Origin of the sequence: Corynebacterium massiliense DSM 45435 (assembly GCF_028609805.1) — a bacterium.
Lineage (GTDB): Bacteria > Actinomycetota > Actinomycetes > Mycobacteriales > Mycobacteriaceae > Corynebacterium > Corynebacterium massiliense.
On record NZ_CP063189.1, the window covers coordinates 2,000,250 to 2,019,332 of the forward strand.

Here is a 19,083-nt window from a genome sequence, read left to right on the forward strand (position 1 = left end):
TTGCTAAGCCGCCGGGCGTTACGCGTTCGGGTCGACCAGCACCACGGTCAGGGAGCGGTCCTTGGTCGCATCCTTCGGCAGCGAGTCGATATTCGGGCGGGCCACGCCGTGCATCTCACTGGCGAGCTTGCGCGCCTCTTCCTCAGCGGCGGAGTCGCCCTCCGGGAAGAAGACGGTGGTCTCCGGGAGGATCTCGTCGGAGAAGTTGCCCACCTCGCCTAAGTCGTAGCCCTTCTTCTTGATGTCGCCGGAGATGTCCTTGGCCAGGTTGGACACCGTGGAGTTGTTCAGCACGTTCACGCGCTTCGGCGCGGCATCCGCACCGCCCTGACCGTTCGCGCCGTTCGCGCCCTCGCCCGGCGCTGGGGCGGGCGCCGCTGCGCCGCGGTCGCTGTCGCTGTTGCCGTTGTCGCCGGCCTTGTCGCGGTCGGCGGCATCGCCAGGCTTGTCGGCGGACTTATCGGCAGACTTATCGGCGCCGGTGTTCTTGTCGGTATCACCGTGGGCATCGCCACGCGCGTCCGGGTTGCCCTCCGGCCCGCCCGTGGCGGCGCCCTTGTCGGCCGAGTCGGTCGCGGCGGTATCGCGCGAGTCAGCGGAAGAGTCCTTGTCCCCCGACTGCGTCAGGGCGTAGAGCCCCCACAGGCCGAGCAGGACCGCCACGGCGATAAGCACCATGGCCACGCCGCGGACGGGGAAACCGCTGGCCTCTTCGGCGCGGGCGTGCGAGGTCGGGGTCCGGCCCGACGTGCGGGCGGGGCTGGTGGCCTGGCCCGCGTGGCCCGCCTCGGTGGCGTAAACGTCGCCGGCGCCGTCAGCCGACTCGAAGCGATCATCAAACTCGTCGTACGCGTCGTTCTCAGGATTCACATTAGTCACACGCGCAACTTTAGCGATCAATTACTGTCCGCTGTGCGCGCGGCGCGCCGAATGTCATCGCGATGTTCGCGCACCCGGCGCAGCCGCTTGACCAGCGTCGGATACGCCTCCCACGCCGCGGGCAGCTCCAGCAGCTGGTTGAGCCGCTGGTGAAAGCGCACCGGGGACATGTCGAAGTTGGCGCGGATCGCCTCCTCGCGCGCGCCGGCGGTGCGCGGGGCGCGGGCGGCGAAGTCAAGAATCTGCGTATCGAGGTCGGTCAGTCCCATCCCGTCAGATCCGGTTGTCTCAGGCATGCCTAGACTGTAAGCCATGTCTATTCGCCCCATCGTGATCCACGGCGATCCGGTCCTGCACAACCCGACCCAGCCCGTCGACGAAGACCTCCAGTCCCCGGAGTTCCAGCAGCTCATCGAGGACATGTACGAGACCATGGAGGCCGCCAACGGCGTGGGCCTGGCCGCCAACCAGATCGGCGTGAACAAGCGCGTGTTCGTCTACCACTGCCCCGACACCGACGGGCCGGACGGCACCGAGAAGGAAGCCGGCGAGATGCGCCGCGGCTGCGTCATCAACCCGGCCCTGGAGACCTCCGAGATCCCGGAGACGATGCCGCGTGACGATGGCTCCGATGACGAAGGCTGCCTGTCCGTACCAGGTGAGAGCTTCCCCACCGGCCGCGCCGATTGGGCGCGGGTGACCGGCACGAACGAAAAGGGCGAGGACGTCTCCATCGAGGGCTACGGCTTCTTCGCGCGTTGCCTGCAGCACGAGACCGGCCACCTGGACGGCTACGTCTACACCGACGTGCTCACCGGCCGCTACAAGCGCGAGGCCAAGAAGACCATTAAGAAAAACGGCTGGACCGAGCCGGGACTGACCTGGATGCCGGGCGAGGACGACGACCCGTTCGGCCACGACGAGGCGTAAACGACGCGCTATGGCCAGGTTCTTCCGCTCCGACGACATAGCCGTCGGCGACCGCGTGGTAGCCCGCCGCCAGTACGGCGACGCGGATACCCCGTACAAGAACGCGGCCCGCGGCGCGGTGCACTCCGACGTCATCGGGCACGTGCTCCGGGTCGATCCCCTGGTCATCCGCCCGCAACAGGTCGGCGGCTACCCCTCCGACCTGCCCGCGGTGGAAATCCCCGCCGCGCAGCTCTACGTGGTCAAGAAGCTCTCGCCGCGCACCGTGCGCAACTCGGACATCCGCCGCGCGGAGTTCTACCTCGCCGGCGTGGACCCGGAAACCCGCGAAGCCAGTGGCGGCGTTGCCGGTGCCACCACATGGACGGGCGACAACCAGTGGTTCATGCGCGCCGGCCACCCGGCGGTGCCGCTAGGGACCGCGGCGGCGTTCCAGCCGGCGCCGCTGGCGGAGATCGAAGCCTTCTACCGCCGCCTCGGCGAGGCGGTGCGGGTGGCGGTGCCGGAGCGCATCGGCAAGCCCGCCGAGCGCCTGCTTACCGATCCGGGCTGGGACGCGGGCGACGAGGACATCGTCATGCACCGCGGCCACGCGCAGGACGCGGCAGGCGCGCCTTACGTGGTGATCGCGGCGGCCGATAAAGAGGCTGCGGCGGCGCTCGAGCAGGACGGGTACCTGGAGCTGTACCGGCGGCGGATTGCGACAAAGGCGCACGGGTAACGTATTGGCCATGCGCATCGCCTCCTGGAACGTCAACTCTGTGCGCACGCGCGCCTCGCGTGCGGTGGACCTTTTACAGCGCCACGACATCGACGTGCTGTGCCTGCAAGAAACCAAGGTCAAAGACGACAAATTCCCCACCGAACCTTTCGCTGAGGCTGGCTACCACGTCGTCGCGCACGGGCTGAACCAGTGGAACGGCGTCGCGATTATCACCCGGGACGAACCCACCGAAGTCTTCCGGGACTTCCCACACCAGCCCGGCTTTGCCAAAGACCCCGACAAGGATCAGCGCGTGGAGGCGCGCGCGGTTGGCGCAGTGGTGCGCGGGGTAGAATTCTGGTCGCTGTACGTGCCCAACGGCCGCGAAATCACCGACCGGCACTACACCTACAAGCTGCAGTTCCTCTACTCGCTGGCGCGCTACGCCGAGTCGAAAGCGAAGCGGAAACTGCTGCTCACCGGCGACTTCAACATCGCGCCGGAAGACGAGGACGTGTGGGACCTTGCCGTCTTCCGCGGCAAGACGCACGTGACCGAACCGGAACGCGCCGCCTTCCAGATGCTGGAGGAGGCAGGCCTCGAGGAGGTCACCCGGCGGTACACCTTGTACGAGCGCTACACCTACTTCGACTACAAGTCGCTGCGCTTTGCCAAAAACGAGGGCATGCGCATCGACTTCCAGCTCGCCAGCGCGCCGCTGGCCGAGACCGTGACCGGCGCCCAGGTGGACCTGGACGAGCGCGCCGGGGAGAAAACCTCCGACCACGCGCCGCTCATCGCGGACTTCGCGGTCGCCGACTTCGATTCGGTGCGCTAGCGCCGGGGATTTAAGCTTTTCCCAGATGAATATCGACATTGATCTCTCCGCGTGGCAGATCGCGCTGATGGCGCTCGACTACGCCATCAAGATCTTCGCGGTCGGCTACGTGCCGGAGGGCCGCCGCCCGTCCAGCTCCACCGCGTGGCTGCTGGCTATTTTGCTCATCCCGTTCGTCGGGCTGCCGCTGTTTTTGCTCATGGGCTCGCCGTACATCAACCGGCGGCGACACCAGGTGCAGATCGAGGCCAACGAGACCTTCGACGACGTGCAGGCCGCCCTGCCCAACTACCCCGGGCCGAAACTGCCGCCGGAGATCGAATCGGTCATCCACCTCAACCGCGAGCTGACGGGTTTTCCCACGGTCCGCGGCGTCAACCACGGCATCCACGCCGACTACGACGAGACCATCCGGGCCATCGCGCGCGCCATCGACCGCGCCGAAAACTACGTCTACGTGGAGATCTACATCCAGTCGTGGGATGAGACCTCCGACGTGTTCTACCAGGCGCTCGCCCGCGCCCGCGAGCGCGGCGTGGAGGTCAAGCTGCTGCTCGACCAGATCGGCAGCTTCAAGTACAAGGGGTATTCCTCCTTTGGCAAAAAGCTCACCGCCATCGGCGTGGACTGGCGGCTCATGCTGCCCATCCAGCTGCACAAGGCGCGCTTCCGCCGCCCGGATCTGCGCAACCACCGCAAGATCATCGTCATCGATGGCAAGCGCGGGTTCATGGGCTCGCAGAACATCATCAAGCGCTACTACGACACCAAGGACCGCGCCTGGATCGATTACATGGTGGAGATGACCGGCGACATCGTCACGTCCATGCAGTACATCTTCGCCGTGGACTGGTACTTGGAGTCCGACGAGCAGCTACCCATCGAGCCCGCCGTGGAACACACCGACCCCGATACGCCCGGCACCAACCTGGTGCAGATGCTGCCCAGCGGCCCCGGCTACACCACCGAGCCGGTGCTACGCATGTTCAGCTCCCTGGTCCACCACGCGAAAAAGCGCCTGGTGCTGGTCTCGCCGTATTTCATCCCGGACGAAACCCTCATGGAAGCGGTCACCACCGCCGCCTACCGCGGCGTGGACGTGGAGGTCTACGTCTCCCGCGACGTGGAAAAGTTCATGGTCAAACACGCCCAGTCGTCGTACTACCAGGCGCTCTTGGAAGCCGGTGTGCGCATCGTCCAGTTCCCCGCGCCGTACGTGCTGCATTCCAAGTTCATGCTGGCGGACCCAGAGCTTGACGATGAACACCCGCTGGCCATCTTCGGCTCCGCCAACATGGACATGCGCTCATTCGGCCTGAACTACGAGTCGACGATCCTGGTCTCCCAGGGCGACCTCATCGCCGGGTTCAATCAACTCGCGGCGAACTACCGCGCCGTCTCCCACGAGCTCACGCTCGAAGAGTGGAACGAGCGCAGCCTCCTGCGCCGCTACGTGGACAACGTCATGCGGCTGACGTCCTCGCTGCAGTAGCGGCTACCGGGGGAATGCGTAACCGTGGCCCGCTGGGGGGGCGGTTACGCATCCCGGGACTGCAGCATGACCAAGCCGAGGATCCACAAGACAGCGGCCCAGGCGACAAAGACCCAGCCGTTGGCGGCCACGCTGTCCCACGGCGCAGACTCGGGCACCTGCTCGCCGATCCAGTTGTTGAAAGCGGTAAACGGCAGGAAGTTCACGATCTTGTCGCCGATCTTCGGGATGGCGGTGGCAAAGCCGTCGATGCCCAGGTAGAAGATGAGGGTCAGCGCCACCGCGCCGGCGGTCTGGCGCAGAAGCAGGCTCAGCCCCTGGGCGAACAGGGCGATAAGCACCGCGGCCAGCGGGTAGATCCACAGGTAGCGCTTGCCGTGCGCGTCGTCGAAGGGGTGGAACTCGCTGGTTAATCCCTCCGGGCCGAACACCTTCATGATCCCGTAGGCGAGCACGATGCCAATAAACGTCAGGGCCGCCGCCAGCGCCGCGCCGAGCGCGAGCTTCATCAGCGCGACCTGCCAGCGCCGCGGGTTGGCCAGGTAGGTCTGTGACTGCAGGCGGTAGCGGTACTCGGTGGTCACCATCATGATCGACTGGATGGCCAGGATGGGAAGACCCAGCATCCTCAGCACGATGACCGCGTTATCCGGGTTGAAAAACATCCGCCCCAGCTCGTTGTCTTCCGTGAAGTGCGCCTGGATGAACGCCCACCCGCACGTGAGCACGAGGAAGAGGCCGGTGGTCCACCAGGACGATTTGGTCGTGGTGAGTTTGGTCCATTCGGACCGCAGGATATTGAGCATTTATTTCGCCCCACCTTCCATGTGCTGCGCCTGGTACTGCACGTCGTCGCCGGTCATCTCCATGAACGCGTCCTCCAAAGAGGCGCGCTTGAGGGTCAGTTCGTTCAGAGGCACGCCGCTGGAGTACGCCAGCTTGCCGATGAAATCCGTCTCCCGCCCCGGAACCACCAAGGTGGTCCGGTCCTCTTCGTCGCGGCCGTAAGTGAAGTCCACGCCTTCATCGGCAAGCGCGGCGCCGAATTCCTGGGAGTAGTCGGTGCGCACGATGACCGAGGACTGCGAGTGCTGTTTGACGAACTCGTAGGTGGACATGTCCGCCACCAGGCGGCCGCGGCCGATGACCACGAGGCGGTCGGCGGTCATGGCCATCTCCGCGAGCAGGTGGGAGGAGATAAGCACGCTGCGGCCCTCGGCGGCGAGCGCGCGCACCAGGGAGCGCACCCAGCGGATACCCTCCGGGTCGAGGCCGTTGACGGGCTCATCGAGAATCAGCACGCCCGGATCGCCCAGCAGGGCGGCGGCCAAGCCGAGGCGCTGGCCCATGCCGAGCGAGTAGCCGCCGGCCTTCTTATGGGCGACATCGCTCAAGCCCACCAGCTCTAAGACCTCGTCCACGCGTGAGGCGGGGATGCCGTTCGCGTGCGCGAGCCACTTGAGGTGATTGCGCGCCGACCGGTTGGGGTGCACCGCCTTCGCGTCGAGCAACGCGCCGACCTCGCGGAGGGGCTCTTTAAACTCCGAGTAGTGCTGACCGTTGATGCGCGCGGTGCCGGCGGTGGGTTTGTCCAGACCCAGAATCATGCGCATGGTGGTCGACTTGCCCGCGCCATTGGGGCCCAAGAAGCCCGTGACCGCCCCCGGTTGCACCGAGAAGGTCAGGTCATCGACGGCGCGGACCGACCCGTATTGCTTGGTCAATCCCTCAACTTCGATCATGGGCACTAGCTTGCCATACGCATTACTCCAGCACGCGGTGAAGAATCTCGCGCAGCCGCGGCAGGGCCACCCGGAAGGGCGGGATGAGCGGGAGATCCTCCACTTCGTCCAGCGGCACCCAGCGCAGCTCGAAGGACTCCTCATTGGCGGTGGTCTCCAGCTCGCGGCCGTCACGGGTGCGGGCGATGACGGTGGTGTACGCCCACCCCTCGCCCGCCTCGGGGCGGTCGGGCTGCGGGTAAGGCCCCGCGGTCACCTCGGAGTGCAGGATCTCGATGTCGGCCGGATCGATGCCGCACTCCTCAACGGTCTCGCGCACCGCGGCCTCCTCCGGGGATTCGTGGCCGTCGCGCGCTCCTCCCGGCACACCCCAGGTATCGCCGTTGTTGGTCCAGCTTGCCCGGTGTTGGAGGAGGACGGAGGGAGTGGTAGACGAGCCGTCGCCTTCCGCGAGGATGAACAGCCCGGCGGCGCCGAACAGTCCCCAGACGGGCACGCCGCCTGGCCCCACAGACCAGCCGTTGCCGCTGCCCGGGCCAAAATTTTTATCTCCTGCACCAGTCATGACTCTCCATAGTAAGGGGTGGCGAGTCCTGCGGGAACGGATATATGGTTAGGGAATGACCGGCCCCGGCCCTACCCCGAGCGCACCCCAAGACACCTGGTTGGATCGCGCTCCCGCGGCCGCCACCCCACCGGATCAGTCCACCGCCAGCCCGGTCTTCCGGCAGGTTTCGCACGCCGCCGCGACGACGCTCACCGGGCCACTGCAGGTGCTGCGCCGCACGTTGTCGTTTCTGGGCACCAGCCCCGGCAAGCTGTTCACCGTCACCGTGATCCTCACCCTGGCGATCACCGCGGCGGGCATCTCGATGTCGAATTCCTCGGCCTCCCGGCAGGAAAACCTCAATGAGCTGTTGTCCACCACCGAGCCGATGAGCAATGCGGCGCACCAGCTTTATACCTCCCTGTCGGAGGCGGACGCGTATGCCACGACCGGGTTCGTGCAGGCCGGCGTGCAGTCGGAGTCGATGCGGCGCGCTTACGACGAGGCAATCGATAACGCCGCCGTCGCCGCCACCGAGTCGGTCCTGGGCACCTCCCCGGAGGATCAGCGCATCCGCGACCTGGTGGGGCTCATCCAGCGCGAGCTGCCCACCTACACCGGCATGGTGGAGGCCACCCGCGCGAACCACCGCGCCGGCAATGCGGTCTCCGAGGCGTATATGTCGAATGCCTCCGCCCTCATGCGCGACGATCTGCTGCCCGCCGCCGACGAGCTGTTCCGGCTGACCAGCATGCGCGTGTCCGAGCAGCAAAAGCAGCTGACGTCCCCACAGTGGGTGCCGCTGTCCGGGCTCATCGCCGCGGTCATCTTCCTCATCCTCGCCCAGTGGTGGCTGTGGCGGCTAACCCGCCGGCGTTTCAACCGCGGGTTCCTCACCGCGACCGGGCTTATCACCCTGGCGATCGTCTGGGTCGTCTTTTCCAACCTGGCCACGTGGTCGGCCGGCTCGCAGGGTTTCGCGGAGGCCTCCCGCCCGTGGGACATGCTCACCTCCTCGCGCATTGAGGCCCAGCGCGCCTACTCCGCCGAAACGCTCTCGCTGGTCCAGCGCTACTCGCTGGAGGATCTCTCCGATTCCTTCCACAACACCAGCGACGACATCGCGGCCGCCCTCGACGAATTCGACACCTCCAAGGCCATCGGCGGCGACACCGCCGCCGAAGAGGCCGACTCCGCCAACCTGGTGGACAAAGCCCGGCGCGATCTTTCCGGCTGGCAGTCCTCCCACGAGCGGTTCACCACCGCCTTAAGCGACGGCGACTATGACGAGGCCGTGCGCCAGGCCACCGCAGCGACTCCGCAGCCGGGGGAACAGGCGACATCGGCAAGCGCGTTCCGCGGCGTGGACAGCTCGCTCGACAGCCTCATTAAACAATCGCGGGCCTCCATGCGGGCCTACATCCAGGAGGGCCTGTCCGCCATGACGATGGTGGCTAGCGCTGTCTTCATCCTCACCGTGCTCGCCATTTTCTCCATCTGGCTGGGCATCCGCCCGCGACTGCAGGAGTACCTGTGATGCCTACTCGTTTCCGGCCCCTCGCGGCCGTCGTTACCGCGGCCACGCTTACGGCCACCCTTGCCGGCTGCGCGTCCCCGCTGCCGCACAAGGCCGCCCCGGAGGCGACCGACCGCATCAATGACCTGCGCCGCAACCACAGTGAGCTGCCCGCCGGCGCCGAACTCGAGGCCGCCGGCACCCAGGAGGGCCACGTCCCCGACGTCGACGGTGCGGAACCTTCCTGGCGTCCCAGCGTCGAAAACGACGCTGGGACGAAAAACGACGCTGGGACAGAAAACGAGGCCGACCGGAACACTCCGGAAGGGCGGGTGCCGGACATCGTCAAGCGCGGGCGCCTCATCGTCGGGGTGGACCCCTCGCTGAACCTGCTGTCGTTCCGGGAGGGCGCCACGGGTGAGCTGCGCGGGTTTGAGATTGACCTGGCGCGCGAAATCGCCCGCGACATCTTCGGCGACCCGGACAAGGTGGATTTCAAGTTCCTCAACACCTCCGGGCCGGAGGACGCGATCGACAGCGGCCAGGTGGATCTGCTGCTGCGCAACACCTCTATCACCCCTGAGCGGCAGGAGGACATGGCCTTTTCCATCCCCTACCTGCGTGCGGATATCCGGCTGCTTACCAACGTGGATTCGCCGATTACCGCCGCGCGGGAGACCGCCGGAAGGACGGTGTGTGCCTCGCGCGATTCCACTCCGGTGGACCAGGCGCGTAAAGACACCCCGATGGCCAATATCCTTATCACCCGCTCCTGGAGCGACTGCCTCATGGCCATCCAGGAAGGCCAGGCCGATGCCGTCATCACGGACGACACAATCTTGTCCGGCATGGTGGCCCAGGACCCGTACACCCACATCGTGGGCGAGGCGCTCAACACCAGTTACTACGGCGCTGTCATCCCGAAGCCCACGCGGGCCCACGACACCCGGGGCCTTATTCGGCAGGTGAACTCAACCATCGAGCGCGTGCGTGACGATGACACCTTGCACCACCTCCACGACAAGTGGTTCGGCCCGTACCTGGACTATCAGCCGCTGCCCGCCCCGCAGTACTATCCGGCGGATAAGGAGCCGGCGCTGGCACGCGACTCGCAGCGCACCCGCGATGCAGTGATCAAGGAGGCAGACCGTGGCTGACACGCATGACTCCCCGGACTCTCACGACTCCGGGGTGGAGCAGGCGACCGAGGCGGTGGCCTTCGATCCCTTCGCGGATGATGAAGACGACTCCGCGGCCACCTCCGCGGTGCCGTTCGACCCGTTCGCGGACGACGAGGACGACGATTTCCCGGAGGAAGACCCGGACAACATCGCGGCTCTGATCAAGGACCTGGGCCAGCTGCGGGACAAGAACGCGGGCAAGGCAGATCAGCGGGCGCACGTGGAGGGCTCGTCGGAGCGTTCCCGGCGCGAGGCGCTGAGCACCTTCCGCGAGCGGCGCCGCACCCGGCGCACCACCCGCCCGGTGGCCGACGGGATGGTGGACCTGCCGTTTATCACCCCGACCGACCCGTCGGACGCGCTCATCGACCCGGAGAAGAAGGCCGGGAAGAAGCGCTTGGGCAAACCCACTACCCCGCCACCGCAGCTCTCCCCCGGGGACATGGTTGCCGGGCAGTACGAAATCTTAGGCGTTATCGCCCACGGCGGCATGGGCTGGATTTACCTGGCCAACGACCATTTCGTCTCCGGGCGCGTGGTGGTGCTCAAAGGTATGCAGGCCCAAAAGTCGGCGGAGGAAACGGCCGCGGCGAAGGCCGAGCGGGAGTTTCTGGCCGACATTACGCACCCCGGCATCGTCAAGATCTTCAACTTCATCGATGACCCCCGCGCCCCCGGCGGTTTCATGGTCATGGAGTACGTTGGCGGGCCGTCGCTGCGGGGGCGGCGCGACGCGCAGGCCGTGCACCTGCTGCCCATCGACATCGCGATCGCCTACATCCTCGAGGTGCTGCCCGCGCTGAGCTACCTCCACGCGCGCGGGGTGGTCTACAACGACCTGAAACCGGACAACATCATCGTCACCGAGGACCAGGTGAAGCTCATCGACCTCGGCGCGGTCACCGGCGTGGGCGCCTACGGTTATATCTACGGCACCAAGGGGTTCCAGGCGCCCGAGGTGGCTACGCAGGGCCCGTCGGTGGCCAGCGACATCTACACCGTCGGCCGCACGCTCGCCGCCCTGACGTTGCACATGCCCAGCGAGGACGGCGTGCTGTTGCCGGGGCTGCCCAGCCCCAGCGAGGTGCCGGCGCTGCGGAAGTACATGAGTTTTTACCGCCTGCTGCGGCGGGCCACGCACCCGGATCCGGACAAGCGGTTTAAAGACTTGGGCGAGATGCGCACGCAGCTCTACGGCGTGCTCCGGGAGGTCATCGCCCTGCGTGACGGGGTGCAGCACCCGTTCCAGCACTCGCTGTTTTCGCCGCAGCGCACCACGTTTGGCACCAAGCACCTGGTGTTTCGCACCGACCAGCTTATCGATGGCATCGAGCGCACCGTCCGCATCACCGCGCCCGAGGTGGTCTCCGCGCTGCCCGCTCCCCTGGTGGACCGCTCGGACATCGGCGCTCCGCTGCTCAAGGGCGCGTCCTACACCGAGCCGCAGGAGGCGCTGGAAACGCTCCACCAGGCGATGCGCACCGACGAGTACACCGAGTCGGCCGAAATCCCGCTCGGCGTGGTGCGCGCACTGTTGGACCTGGGCTTTACCGACCAGGCCCGCGACTGGCTCGACTCACTGCGCGCCAAGCTAGGCACCGACTGGCGTTTCCAGTGGTACTCGGGCGTGACCGAGCTGCTTTTGGACAAGTACGCCGCGGCGCAGGAGCACTTCGCGCACGTGCTGGACATCCTGCCGGGCGAGCCGGCTCCCAAGCTGGCCATCGCGGCCGTCAACGAACTGCTTTTGCAGCAGCTGGGCTACTCGGAGTCCGCGCTGCTGACCGATCGCGTGGCCCGCGCCGCGTCCGGGCTGGACGGCTCGCTGGCGGATCTCACCGACGAGGACATGGACCGCCTGGGCGAGAGCATGTGGGATCTCATTACCGCCGACCCGATGCTGCTGCGGTTTAACGTCATGCGCCTCTACGGGTCGGTGTGGGCGACGAACGCGACGACGGTGTCCTCCGCGTTCGGGCTGGCGCGTGCGCTGCGCACCGAACACCAAGTAGAGCTCGCCGTGGCCACCCTGGACCGGGTGCCCAACGCGTCGCGCCACCAGCGCATGGCGCGGCTGACCACCGTCCTGCAGCTGGTCTCCGGCACGCTGACCGAATCACGCATCCGCCGCGCCGCGCGCCGGCTGGAGGAAATCCCCACCAACGAGCCGCGGCTTTTACAGATCCGCGTCGCGGTCATCTCCGCGGGCCTGAACTTCCTGCGCGATGCGCAGCTGAGCGCCGGGGCGAGCCCGAACGACCTCTTCGAGCACCCGTTTACCCAGCGCGGCTTGCGGTACGGACTATCGGACACCCTGCGGGCGCTGGCCCGCCAGGCGCCCTTTAGCCGGCACCGCTACGACCTGGTGGATCTGGCGAACTCGGTCCGCCCGATCACCACTTTCTAGCGGCTAGAACAGCCCTGCCTCGCGCGCTTCGTCGGCGATGTGCGCGGCCTTCTGGGCAATCGCCAGCTCCTCGTTGGTGGGCACCACGAAGACCTTGATGTCGGAATCGGCGGCGGAGATTTCGCGCGGGTCGCGGTTGGGCGACTCGTTGCGCTCGTCGTCGATCTTGATGCCGTACATGTCCAGGTTGTACAGCGCGTCCTGGCGGACCTCGGAGTCGTTTTCGCCCACGCCGGCGGTGTAGGTGATGGCATCGACACGCCCCAGCGCAATCATGTAGGAGCCGATGAAGCGCCGCAGCTGGTGGATGTAGATGTTGTACGCCAGCCAGGCGTCGGCGTCTTCCTCCTCGATCATCTGGCGCAGCTGCCGGAAGTCATTGACGCCGGAGATGCCCTTCACACCGGACTGGCGGTTGAGCAGCTTGTCGATCTCGTCGATGCTCATGCCCGCCTGGCGCACCAGGTGGAAGATGATGCCCGGGTCGATGTCACCGGAGCGGGTGCCCATGGCCAGGCCGGCCAGCGGGGTCAGCCCCATCGAGGTGTCGATCGGGTGGCCGCCGCGGATCGCCGCGGCCGACGCGCCGTTGCCCAGGTGCAACGTGATCTGGTTGACCTCCATCGGGTCCTTGTCCAGCAGCTTCGGCACCTGCTGCGAGACGAACTCGTGGGAGGTGCCGTGGAAGCCGTAACGGCGCACGTCGTACTTGGAGGCCACCTCGTTGTTGATGGCGTACAGCGCGGCCGCCGGCGGCATGCCGTTGAAGAAGGCGGTATCGAAGACGGCCACGTGCGGGATGTCCGGCAGGATCTGCTGGGCGACGCGGATGCCATCCAGGTTCGCCGGGTTGTGCAGCGGTGCGAGCGGGATGAGGTCCTCGATCATGGAGATGATCTGGTCGTTGAGCAGCTGCGGCTCGGAGAACAGGCGGCCGCCGTGGACGACACGGTGACCCACCGCGACGAGCTCCACGTCGGTCGGGCCGACGCCGCGTTCACTCATGATCTCCAGCGAGCGCTTGAGACCAAAGGTGTGGTCCGGGATCTCCAGTTCCTCGCGGGTCTTTTCGCCGTTGACCTTGACGTTGATGGCGCCGCCCGGCTCGCCGATCTGCTCGACCAGGCCGGAGACCAGCGGATCATCCGTCGCCGAGTTTTCTGGGTTGACCAGCTGGAATTTGATGGAAGACGAACCGGAGTTGAGAACGAGTACGTAAGCCATGGTGGGTTAGGCCTCCCCTGCCTGAATAGCGGTGATGGCGACGGTGTTGACGATGTCGTCGACGGTGGCGCCGCGGGACAGATCGTTGACCGGCTTGTTCAGGCCCTGCAGGATCGGGCCGATGGCGAGCGCGCCGCCGGTGCGCTGGGCGATCTTGTAGCCCGCGTTGCCGGCCTCCAAGTCGGGGAAGATGAAGACGTTGGCCTGGCCGGCGACCGGGGAATCCGGCGCCTTCTTCTGGGCCACGCCGGCGTCACACGCGGCGTCGAACTGCAGCGGGCCGTCGACCTTGAGGTCGGCGTTCTTCTCGCGGGCGAACTTCACGGCCTCCACGGCGCGGTCAACATCCGGGCCGGAGCCGGAGGTGCCGGTGGAGTAGGACAACATCGCCACGCGCGGGTCGAGGCCGAACTGGGACGCGGTCTTCGCGGAGACCACCGCAATCTCGCCGAGCTGCTCCGCGGTCGGGTTCGGGTTGACCGCGCAGTCGCCGAAGGCCCACACGCGCCCGCGCATGACCATGAGGAAGATGGAGGAAACCACCGAGGCGTCCGGCGAGGTCTTGATGATCTGGAAAGACGGCTTAATGGTGTGCGCGGTGGTGTGCGCGGCGCCGGACACCATGCCATCGGCAAGCCCCTTGTGCACCATCATGGTGGCGAAGTAGGAGATGTCCCGCATGGTCTCGCGGGCCTGCTCGAGGGTGATGCCCTTCTTCTTGCGCAACTCCGCGAAGTCGGCGGCGAATTCCTCGGCCAGCTCGGATGTCTCGTGGTCGATGAGGTCGGCGGCGGAGATGTCCACGCCGAGCTTTTCCGCGCGCGCCTTTATCTCCTCCGGCTTGCCCAGGATGGTCAGGCGGGCCACGCCGCGCTCGAGCAGGCGGCCGGAGGCCTCCACGATGCGGTCGTCCTCACCCTCCGGCAGGACGATGTGCGCATTTGTCTTCTTGGCCTGGTCCACCAGCTGCTTCTCAAAGACAGGGGCGGTGACCACCTGGGTGGCGCCGGCGCCCTCGATGACGTCGGCGATCTTCTCGGAGGTGCTCAACTCGTCCGCGCTGACCACGCCCGCGACGGTCGCGCCCAGCTCGTGGGCGTGGCGCTCAACCAGCTCGGTGGCGCGGCCTTCCTCGGCGGCGACGAGCACGAGCGGGATGCCCAGGGCCGCGGCGACCTCGGCATCGAAGTGGTTGTCCCCGGAGCCCTCCAGAAGCACCGGCCCCTCGGCCTCGAGGTCGGCGTTGATGATGCCGGCGACATCGGCAGGCAAGTCGCTCAGGCGGCGCGGGGTCACGCCGAGCTGGCTGGCCAGACCGGTGAGGTCAACGTCGGCGAAGCCTTGGGCGACGGGACTTAGAACAGCAGAACGCGAATCAGACATTTCGACCTTTCTTGCGCGGCTAGCGCGTCCGATTTCTTGGTCAATGTGGCCTGCGACCATTCTCCTGTAAACCGCTGGCCACTCGCTATAAACAGCCGTAGCTATTCTACCCAATAGGGTCATTCCACCAACGTGGTTTGGTTAAATCACACGAACTTTAGGACTCCGCCGAAAGGCCAGTACAATTGGCGCCTGTTAAGAAATAGTCGTCTCCTAAGGAATTACAGCATGAGCACCCCTTTGCGCGTGGCAGTTGTAGGCTCCGGCCCGGCCGGAATCTATGCCTCTGACCTGTTGTTGAAGTCCGACGTCGACGTCGAAGTCGACATCCTGGAGAAGATGCCGACCCCGTTTGGGCTCATCCGCTACGGCGTGGCCCCGGATCACCCCCGCATTAAGGGGATCGTGCGGTCGCTGCACAACGTGATGAACAAGGACGGCATCCGCTTCCTGGGCAACATCGAGGTCGGCCGGGACATCACCGTGGAGGAACTGCGCGACTATTACGACGCGATTATCTTCGCCACCGGCGCCACCGCCGACCGCGCCCTCGGCGTGCCGGGCGAGGACCTCAAGGGCAACTACGGCGCCGGCGAGTTCGTCGGCTTTTACGACGGCAACCCGAACTTCGAGCGCGACTGGGATCTGTCCGCCGAGTCCGTCGCGGTCGTCGGCGTGGGCAACGTCTCCCTCGACGTCTCCCGCATCTTGGCCAAGACTGCCGATGAGCTACTGGTCACCGAGATCCCGAACAACGTCTACGAGGCGCTGAAGAAGAACCGGGCCAAGGAGGTCCACGTCTTCGGCCGTCGCGGCCCGGCGCAGGCTAAGTACACCCCGAAGGAGCTCAAGGAGCTCGACGAATCCCCGACCATCGAGGTCGTCGTCGACCCGGAGGACATCGACTACGACGAGGCGAGTGAAAGCGCCCGCCGCGAGGCCAAGTCCACCGACCTGGTTTGCCAGACCCTTGAGTCCTACGCCATGCGCGAGCCGCAGGACGCGCCGCACAAGATCTTCATCCACTTCTTCCAGCAGCCGGTGGAGATCCTGGGCGAGGACGACCACGTCACCGCCATCAAGACCGAGCGCACCGAGCTCGACGGCACCGGCAACGTGACCGGCACCGGCGAGTACACCGAGTGGCCGGTCGGCGCCGTGTACCGCGCCGTGGGCTACCGCCCGCAGGACGTGGACGGCGTCCCGTTCGATTCCAAGCGTTCCGTCATCCCGAACGACGGCGGGCACGTGCTTGCCGATGTCGACGGCGCCAAACTCCCCGGCCTCTACACCACCGGCTGGATCAAGCGTGGCCCGGTCGGGCTCATCGGCAACACCAAGTCGGACGCGAAGGACACCACGACGATGCTCCTCGCCGACTGGAAGGCCGGCGAGCTGGACGAGGCCGCGCAGCGCGACCCGGAGGCCATCGTCAAGCTGCTCGAGGACCGCGGTATCTCCGTGACCACCTGGGAGGGCTGGGGCCGCCTCGACGCCGCGGAGCGCGCCGCCGGCGAAGAGGTCGGCCGCGAGCGCATCAAGATTGTCGAGTGGGACGAGATGGTCAAGCACGCCGGCCCGCAGGCAGGCGAATAAATCCCCGCGAGGCGGAAGCCGGGAGGCTTACGCCTCGCCTTCACGATCGACGGTGACCACATCGCCGTCGATCTTTTCAATGTGGAATTCACGGGCGCCGGACTCGGCATCTTCTTCCGGGGTCGGAATCTTGTCGATCGTGATCTTCCGCGCGGCCAGCGCCGCCCGGTCGCGAGCCTCGTTGACCGACTCGGCGGTGGACATCACCAGCCCCATGCGGCGCCCCGGGTAGGCATCCGGCTTGCCGAAGAGGCGGACGTCCGTCTCCGACAGCGACATGGCGTGGCCGACGCCGGCATAGGAGACATCGGCAAGCTCTTGCTCCGCGGTGAGCACCACGGACGCGCCCGGGCTGGTCATGGTCACGTCGATGGGATAGCCCAGCATCGCGCGGGCGTGCAGGTCGAACTCGGAGTAGCGCTGGGTGTGCTCGGTGAGCATCGCCGTGTCCGACGGGCGCGGGCTCACTGAGGAGAAGTAGACGTCGTCGCCGGCGACGAACAGCTCGACGCCGTAGACGCCGCGCCCGCCCAGCGCGTTGGAGATGCGCGCAGCGACCGACCGCGCGTTTTCCAGCGCGCCCTCGGTCATCTCCATCGGCTGCCAGGACTCCACCAGATTGCCGCTCTCGTGGCGGTGGCCGATGGGCTGCGGGAACCACGTGGCCAGGTTCCCCGTCGCCGGGTCGATGGAGCGCACCGCGAGCAGCGTGACCTCGTAGTCAAAGTCGACGACACGTTCGGCGATGACCTGCTGGTCCTCCGTGCCCACGCGGTGCACGCGCTCCCACGCCTCCGCGATGTCCTCGGCATCCTGGACCAGCATGTGGCCTTTGCCCGAGGTGGCCACATCCGGCTTGACGATGCACGGAAGCCCCAGCTCGTCCACCGCCTGCCGCAGCTCGTCCGCGGAGTTGGCGAAGCGGAAAGCGGTGGTGGGAAGGCCCAGCTCGTTGCACGCCAAGTCACGGATGGTCTCGCGGTCCTGGGTGAGGCGGCACGCCTTCGCGGACGGCACCACCGCGATGTCGGTGTTTTCCTCGATGCGCTCCAGCGCGTCCACCGCGACGGTCTCCACCTCGGGCACGACGAAGTCCGGGCGGTTCTGCTGGCACAGCTCGTAGACGGCCGCGGCGTCGCGGATATCGGCCACGTAGTGGAAGTGCGCGACCTGGCACGCCGGAGCGCTCTCGTAGCGGTCGACGGCGTGGACCTCGAGGCCCAGCTTCTGGAAGGCGAGCGCCAGCCCGCGGCCGAGCTCCCCGCCGCCGAGCAGCAGCACGCGGGTCGCGTTCGGCGTCAGCGGCGTGCCGATGTGATTCTTGTACTCCATCAGAAAAGTCGTTCCTCCGTGCCAACCGTAGAGCGGTCTGAAACCGTTGCACGATTATCCCATAGTGTTGCCACCTCTTTGCCAAGCGAACCGCCCTCGGTGCGCGGTCACTGTGGTTTTGCCCCGCGCCACCACCTACAGGCTTCGCCGGCGCCGCGGCACATCACAGAAGACTGGCAATTCCTGTTTTATAACGCAGGACTTTTGTTGAAGATTTAGCTTTTGTCAGGAACATAAATCCAGCCGCACACACGAAAAGCCCGAGCAAATAGCCCGGGCTTTTGCGAGAACCGGAAAGAGGTTCTATTCCCTACTCTGGCGAGTCCCTAGGAGCTCGGAAAGAATCTTACGCGAGAGCGGAGACGATCTTGGCGATCGGCTCGAGGATGTCACCGAAGTTGGAGGACAGGTCGCCGATCTTATCGAAGTCAAGGTCGGAGGACAGGTCGCCCAGGGAATCGGTGTCGAGGTTGGAGGACAGGGAGTCCAGGTCCAGGTCGGTGGACTGGGAATCGGTTGCCTTGGAGGTGTCAGCCATGGGAATTCTTCCTTTCGAGTTGATTCTGGAGAAACAAACCCCCTCAGAAGGGGATGACCAGAAAGCTAGCAATGGCTCACCGAAGCGGGCAACACCTTTTGCGAAATTCATCCGGCCAGAAAGGTTAACAAGAAGTGAACTAGGTTAACTGAGGGTTGGGTAAGCTAAGTTGCGAACCCCGTCTCGGGAGTACCTCATGACACCCGGTGCCACCCGTCACAATCGCGACATATCGCCTGTACGACCGTCGATTGAAGAGACATACCCCACCCCAATCGGCGGACATCGCGACGCCCCTCCCCCATATGAGACTGTGATACGTCAACGATGTTTACTTTGTGTGGGATTTTTTGGATCTCCGCCACCCCCATTCGCTACCCCCGCCGGGGTTGCGATCGGCGAGTGCAAGCAACCGTCCCACTGAGAGCAGTTGTGGGCGCCAAACCCCGCCACTGTGGGTCATCGAGTTGCACGCTCGCCTCACCGGCATCGTGAAGCAGGGCAGCACATGAAAAAAGGGCCCACACCGCACGCGCGGTCTGGGCCCTTTGAAGAGCTCTGTCTTAGTTGGAGAACTTGGACAGCGCCTCAACCAGCTTGGCGGCCGAGGAGAGGACGTTGGCGAAGGTGGAGGACAGTTTCGCCATACCGTCGATGTTGAGGGCCTCGACCCAGTCGTTTGCCTGATCGATGAGGTCGGAAGACAGGTTCATGAGAAGCACCTTTCAAAAGAATCAAAGGAACATGTGTGATTACCTGTTTTTCAAGGTAACCA

Annotated in this window: 18 protein-coding genes; 8 read left to right on the forward strand and 10 right to left on the reverse strand. The window is 65.9% G+C overall.

All coding sequences use genetic code 11. From position 1 onward, the window contains the following. Nucleotides 1-18: 18 nt before the first annotated feature. Together CMASS_RS09270 and CMASS_RS09275 are read right to left on the reverse strand one after the other, a co-directional pair. Nucleotides 19-879: a LytR C-terminal domain-containing protein gene (locus tag CMASS_RS09270; RefSeq protein ID WP_156831789.1), complete on the reverse strand. Its 861-nt coding sequence runs from the start codon at nucleotides 877-879 to the stop codon at nucleotides 19-21. Nucleotides 880-896: 17 nt separating this feature from the next. Next, entirely contained in the window at nucleotides 897-1,175 is a 279-nt protein-coding gene (locus CMASS_RS09275; protein ID WP_027018655.1) for a DUF3263 domain-containing protein, read from the reverse strand. A 16-nt stretch (nucleotides 1,176-1,191) separates the two neighbouring features. Here CMASS_RS09275 and CMASS_RS09280 point away from each other — a divergent pair, with 16 nt between their 5' ends. Genes CMASS_RS09280 through cls form a run of 4 tightly spaced genes read left to right on the forward strand, consistent with a single transcriptional unit; the run spans nucleotide 1,192 to nucleotide 4,842 of the window. Further along, on the forward strand, nucleotides 1,192-1,809 hold the full coding sequence (locus tag CMASS_RS09280; protein WP_022862966.1) for a peptide deformylase: 618 nt from the start codon (nucleotides 1,192-1,194) through the stop codon (nucleotides 1,807-1,809). Nucleotides 1,810-1,819: 10 nt separating this feature from the next. Continuing rightward, nucleotides 1,820-2,530, forward strand: a complete 711-nt coding sequence (locus CMASS_RS09285) for a GNAT family N-acetyltransferase, cg3035/Rv0428c family (RefSeq protein ID WP_022862967.1) — start codon at nucleotides 1,820-1,822, stop codon at nucleotides 2,528-2,530. A gap of 10 nt (nucleotides 2,531-2,540) precedes the next feature. Continuing rightward, nucleotides 2,541-3,350 carry an exodeoxyribonuclease III gene (locus tag CMASS_RS09290; RefSeq protein WP_022862968.1) on the forward strand — a complete coding sequence of 270 codons (810 nt, stop codon included), beginning with the start codon at nucleotides 2,541-2,543 and terminating at the stop codon, nucleotides 3,348-3,350. Nucleotides 3,351-3,375: 25 nt separating this feature from the next. After that, entirely contained in the window at nucleotides 3,376-4,842 is a 1,467-nt protein-coding gene (cls, locus tag CMASS_RS09295; protein WP_022862969.1) for a cardiolipin synthase, read from the forward strand. A 44-nt stretch (nucleotides 4,843-4,886) separates the two neighbouring features. On the opposite strand, the gene CMASS_RS09300 is transcribed toward cls, so the two are convergent. Genes CMASS_RS09300 through CMASS_RS09310 form a run of 3 tightly spaced genes read right to left on the reverse strand, consistent with a single transcriptional unit; the run spans nucleotide 4,887 to nucleotide 7,149 of the window. After that, nucleotides 4,887-5,648 (reverse strand): ABC transporter permease, encoded by a 762-nt coding sequence (locus CMASS_RS09300; protein WP_022862970.1) that lies wholly within the window; start codon nucleotides 5,646-5,648, stop codon nucleotides 4,887-4,889. Continuing rightward, nucleotides 5,649-6,584 carry an ABC transporter ATP-binding protein gene (locus CMASS_RS09305; protein ID WP_022862971.1) on the reverse strand — a complete coding sequence of 312 codons (936 nt, stop codon included), beginning with the start codon at nucleotides 6,582-6,584 and terminating at the stop codon, nucleotides 5,649-5,651. A 22-nt stretch (nucleotides 6,585-6,606) separates the two neighbouring features. Next, the gene (locus tag CMASS_RS09310; RefSeq protein WP_022862972.1) at nucleotides 6,607-7,149 is read right to left on the reverse strand and encodes an NUDIX domain-containing protein; all 543 of its coding nucleotides are present in this window, start codon (nucleotides 7,147-7,149) and stop codon (nucleotides 6,607-6,609) included. Nucleotides 7,150-7,204: 55 nt separating this feature from the next. Here CMASS_RS09310 and CMASS_RS09315 point away from each other — a divergent pair, with 55 nt between their 5' ends. From CMASS_RS09315 to CMASS_RS09325, 3 genes are read left to right on the forward strand one after another with little or no spacing between them, the layout of a single operon-like run. Then, complete coding sequence (locus tag CMASS_RS09315) at nucleotides 7,205-8,668, forward strand: hypothetical protein (protein ID WP_022862973.1); 1,464 nt, start codon at nucleotides 7,205-7,207, stop codon at nucleotides 8,666-8,668. After that, the gene (locus CMASS_RS09320) at nucleotides 8,668-9,804 is read left to right on the forward strand and encodes a glutamate ABC transporter substrate-binding protein (protein ID WP_022862974.1); all 1,137 of its coding nucleotides are present in this window, start codon (nucleotides 8,668-8,670) and stop codon (nucleotides 9,802-9,804) included. Before CMASS_RS09315 ends, CMASS_RS09320 begins: the two co-directional genes overlap by 1 nt. Beyond that, entirely contained in the window at nucleotides 9,797-12,235 is a 2,439-nt protein-coding gene (locus CMASS_RS09325; RefSeq protein ID WP_022862975.1) for a serine/threonine-protein kinase, read from the forward strand. Before CMASS_RS09320 ends, CMASS_RS09325 begins: the two co-directional genes overlap by 8 nt. Before the next feature lie 3 nt (nucleotides 12,236-12,238). On the opposite strand, the gene CMASS_RS09330 is transcribed toward CMASS_RS09325, so the two are convergent. Further along, a complete protein-coding gene (locus CMASS_RS09330; protein ID WP_022862976.1) occupies nucleotides 12,239-13,459 on the reverse strand; it encodes an acetate kinase in 1,221 nt (406 codons plus the stop codon). Nucleotides 13,460-13,465: 6 nt separating this feature from the next. After that, complete coding sequence (gene pta / locus CMASS_RS09335) at nucleotides 13,466-14,842, reverse strand: phosphate acetyltransferase (protein ID WP_022862977.1); 1,377 nt, start codon at nucleotides 14,840-14,842, stop codon at nucleotides 13,466-13,468. Nucleotides 14,843-15,070: 228 nt separating this feature from the next. Here pta and CMASS_RS09340 point away from each other — a divergent pair, with 228 nt between their 5' ends. Then, entirely contained in the window at nucleotides 15,071-16,438 is a 1,368-nt protein-coding gene (locus CMASS_RS09340) for an FAD-dependent oxidoreductase (RefSeq protein ID WP_022862978.1), read from the forward strand. Between the two features lie 27 nt (nucleotides 16,439-16,465). On the opposite strand, the gene purT is transcribed toward CMASS_RS09340, so the two are convergent. The 3 genes from purT to CMASS_RS09355 form a co-directional block, all read right to left on the reverse strand. Then, a complete protein-coding gene (gene purT, locus CMASS_RS09345; RefSeq protein WP_022862979.1) occupies nucleotides 16,466-17,770 on the reverse strand; it encodes a formate-dependent phosphoribosylglycinamide formyltransferase in 1,305 nt (434 codons plus the stop codon). A gap of 346 nt (nucleotides 17,771-18,116) precedes the next feature. Next, on the reverse strand, nucleotides 18,117-18,308 hold the full coding sequence (locus tag CMASS_RS09350; protein WP_022862980.1) for a hypothetical protein: 192 nt from the start codon (nucleotides 18,306-18,308) through the stop codon (nucleotides 18,117-18,119). Nucleotides 18,309-18,871: 563 nt separating this feature from the next. Further along, entirely contained in the window at nucleotides 18,872-19,021 is a 150-nt protein-coding gene (locus CMASS_RS09355; protein ID WP_022862981.1) for a hypothetical protein, read from the reverse strand. Nucleotides 19,022-19,083: the final 62 nt, after the last annotated feature.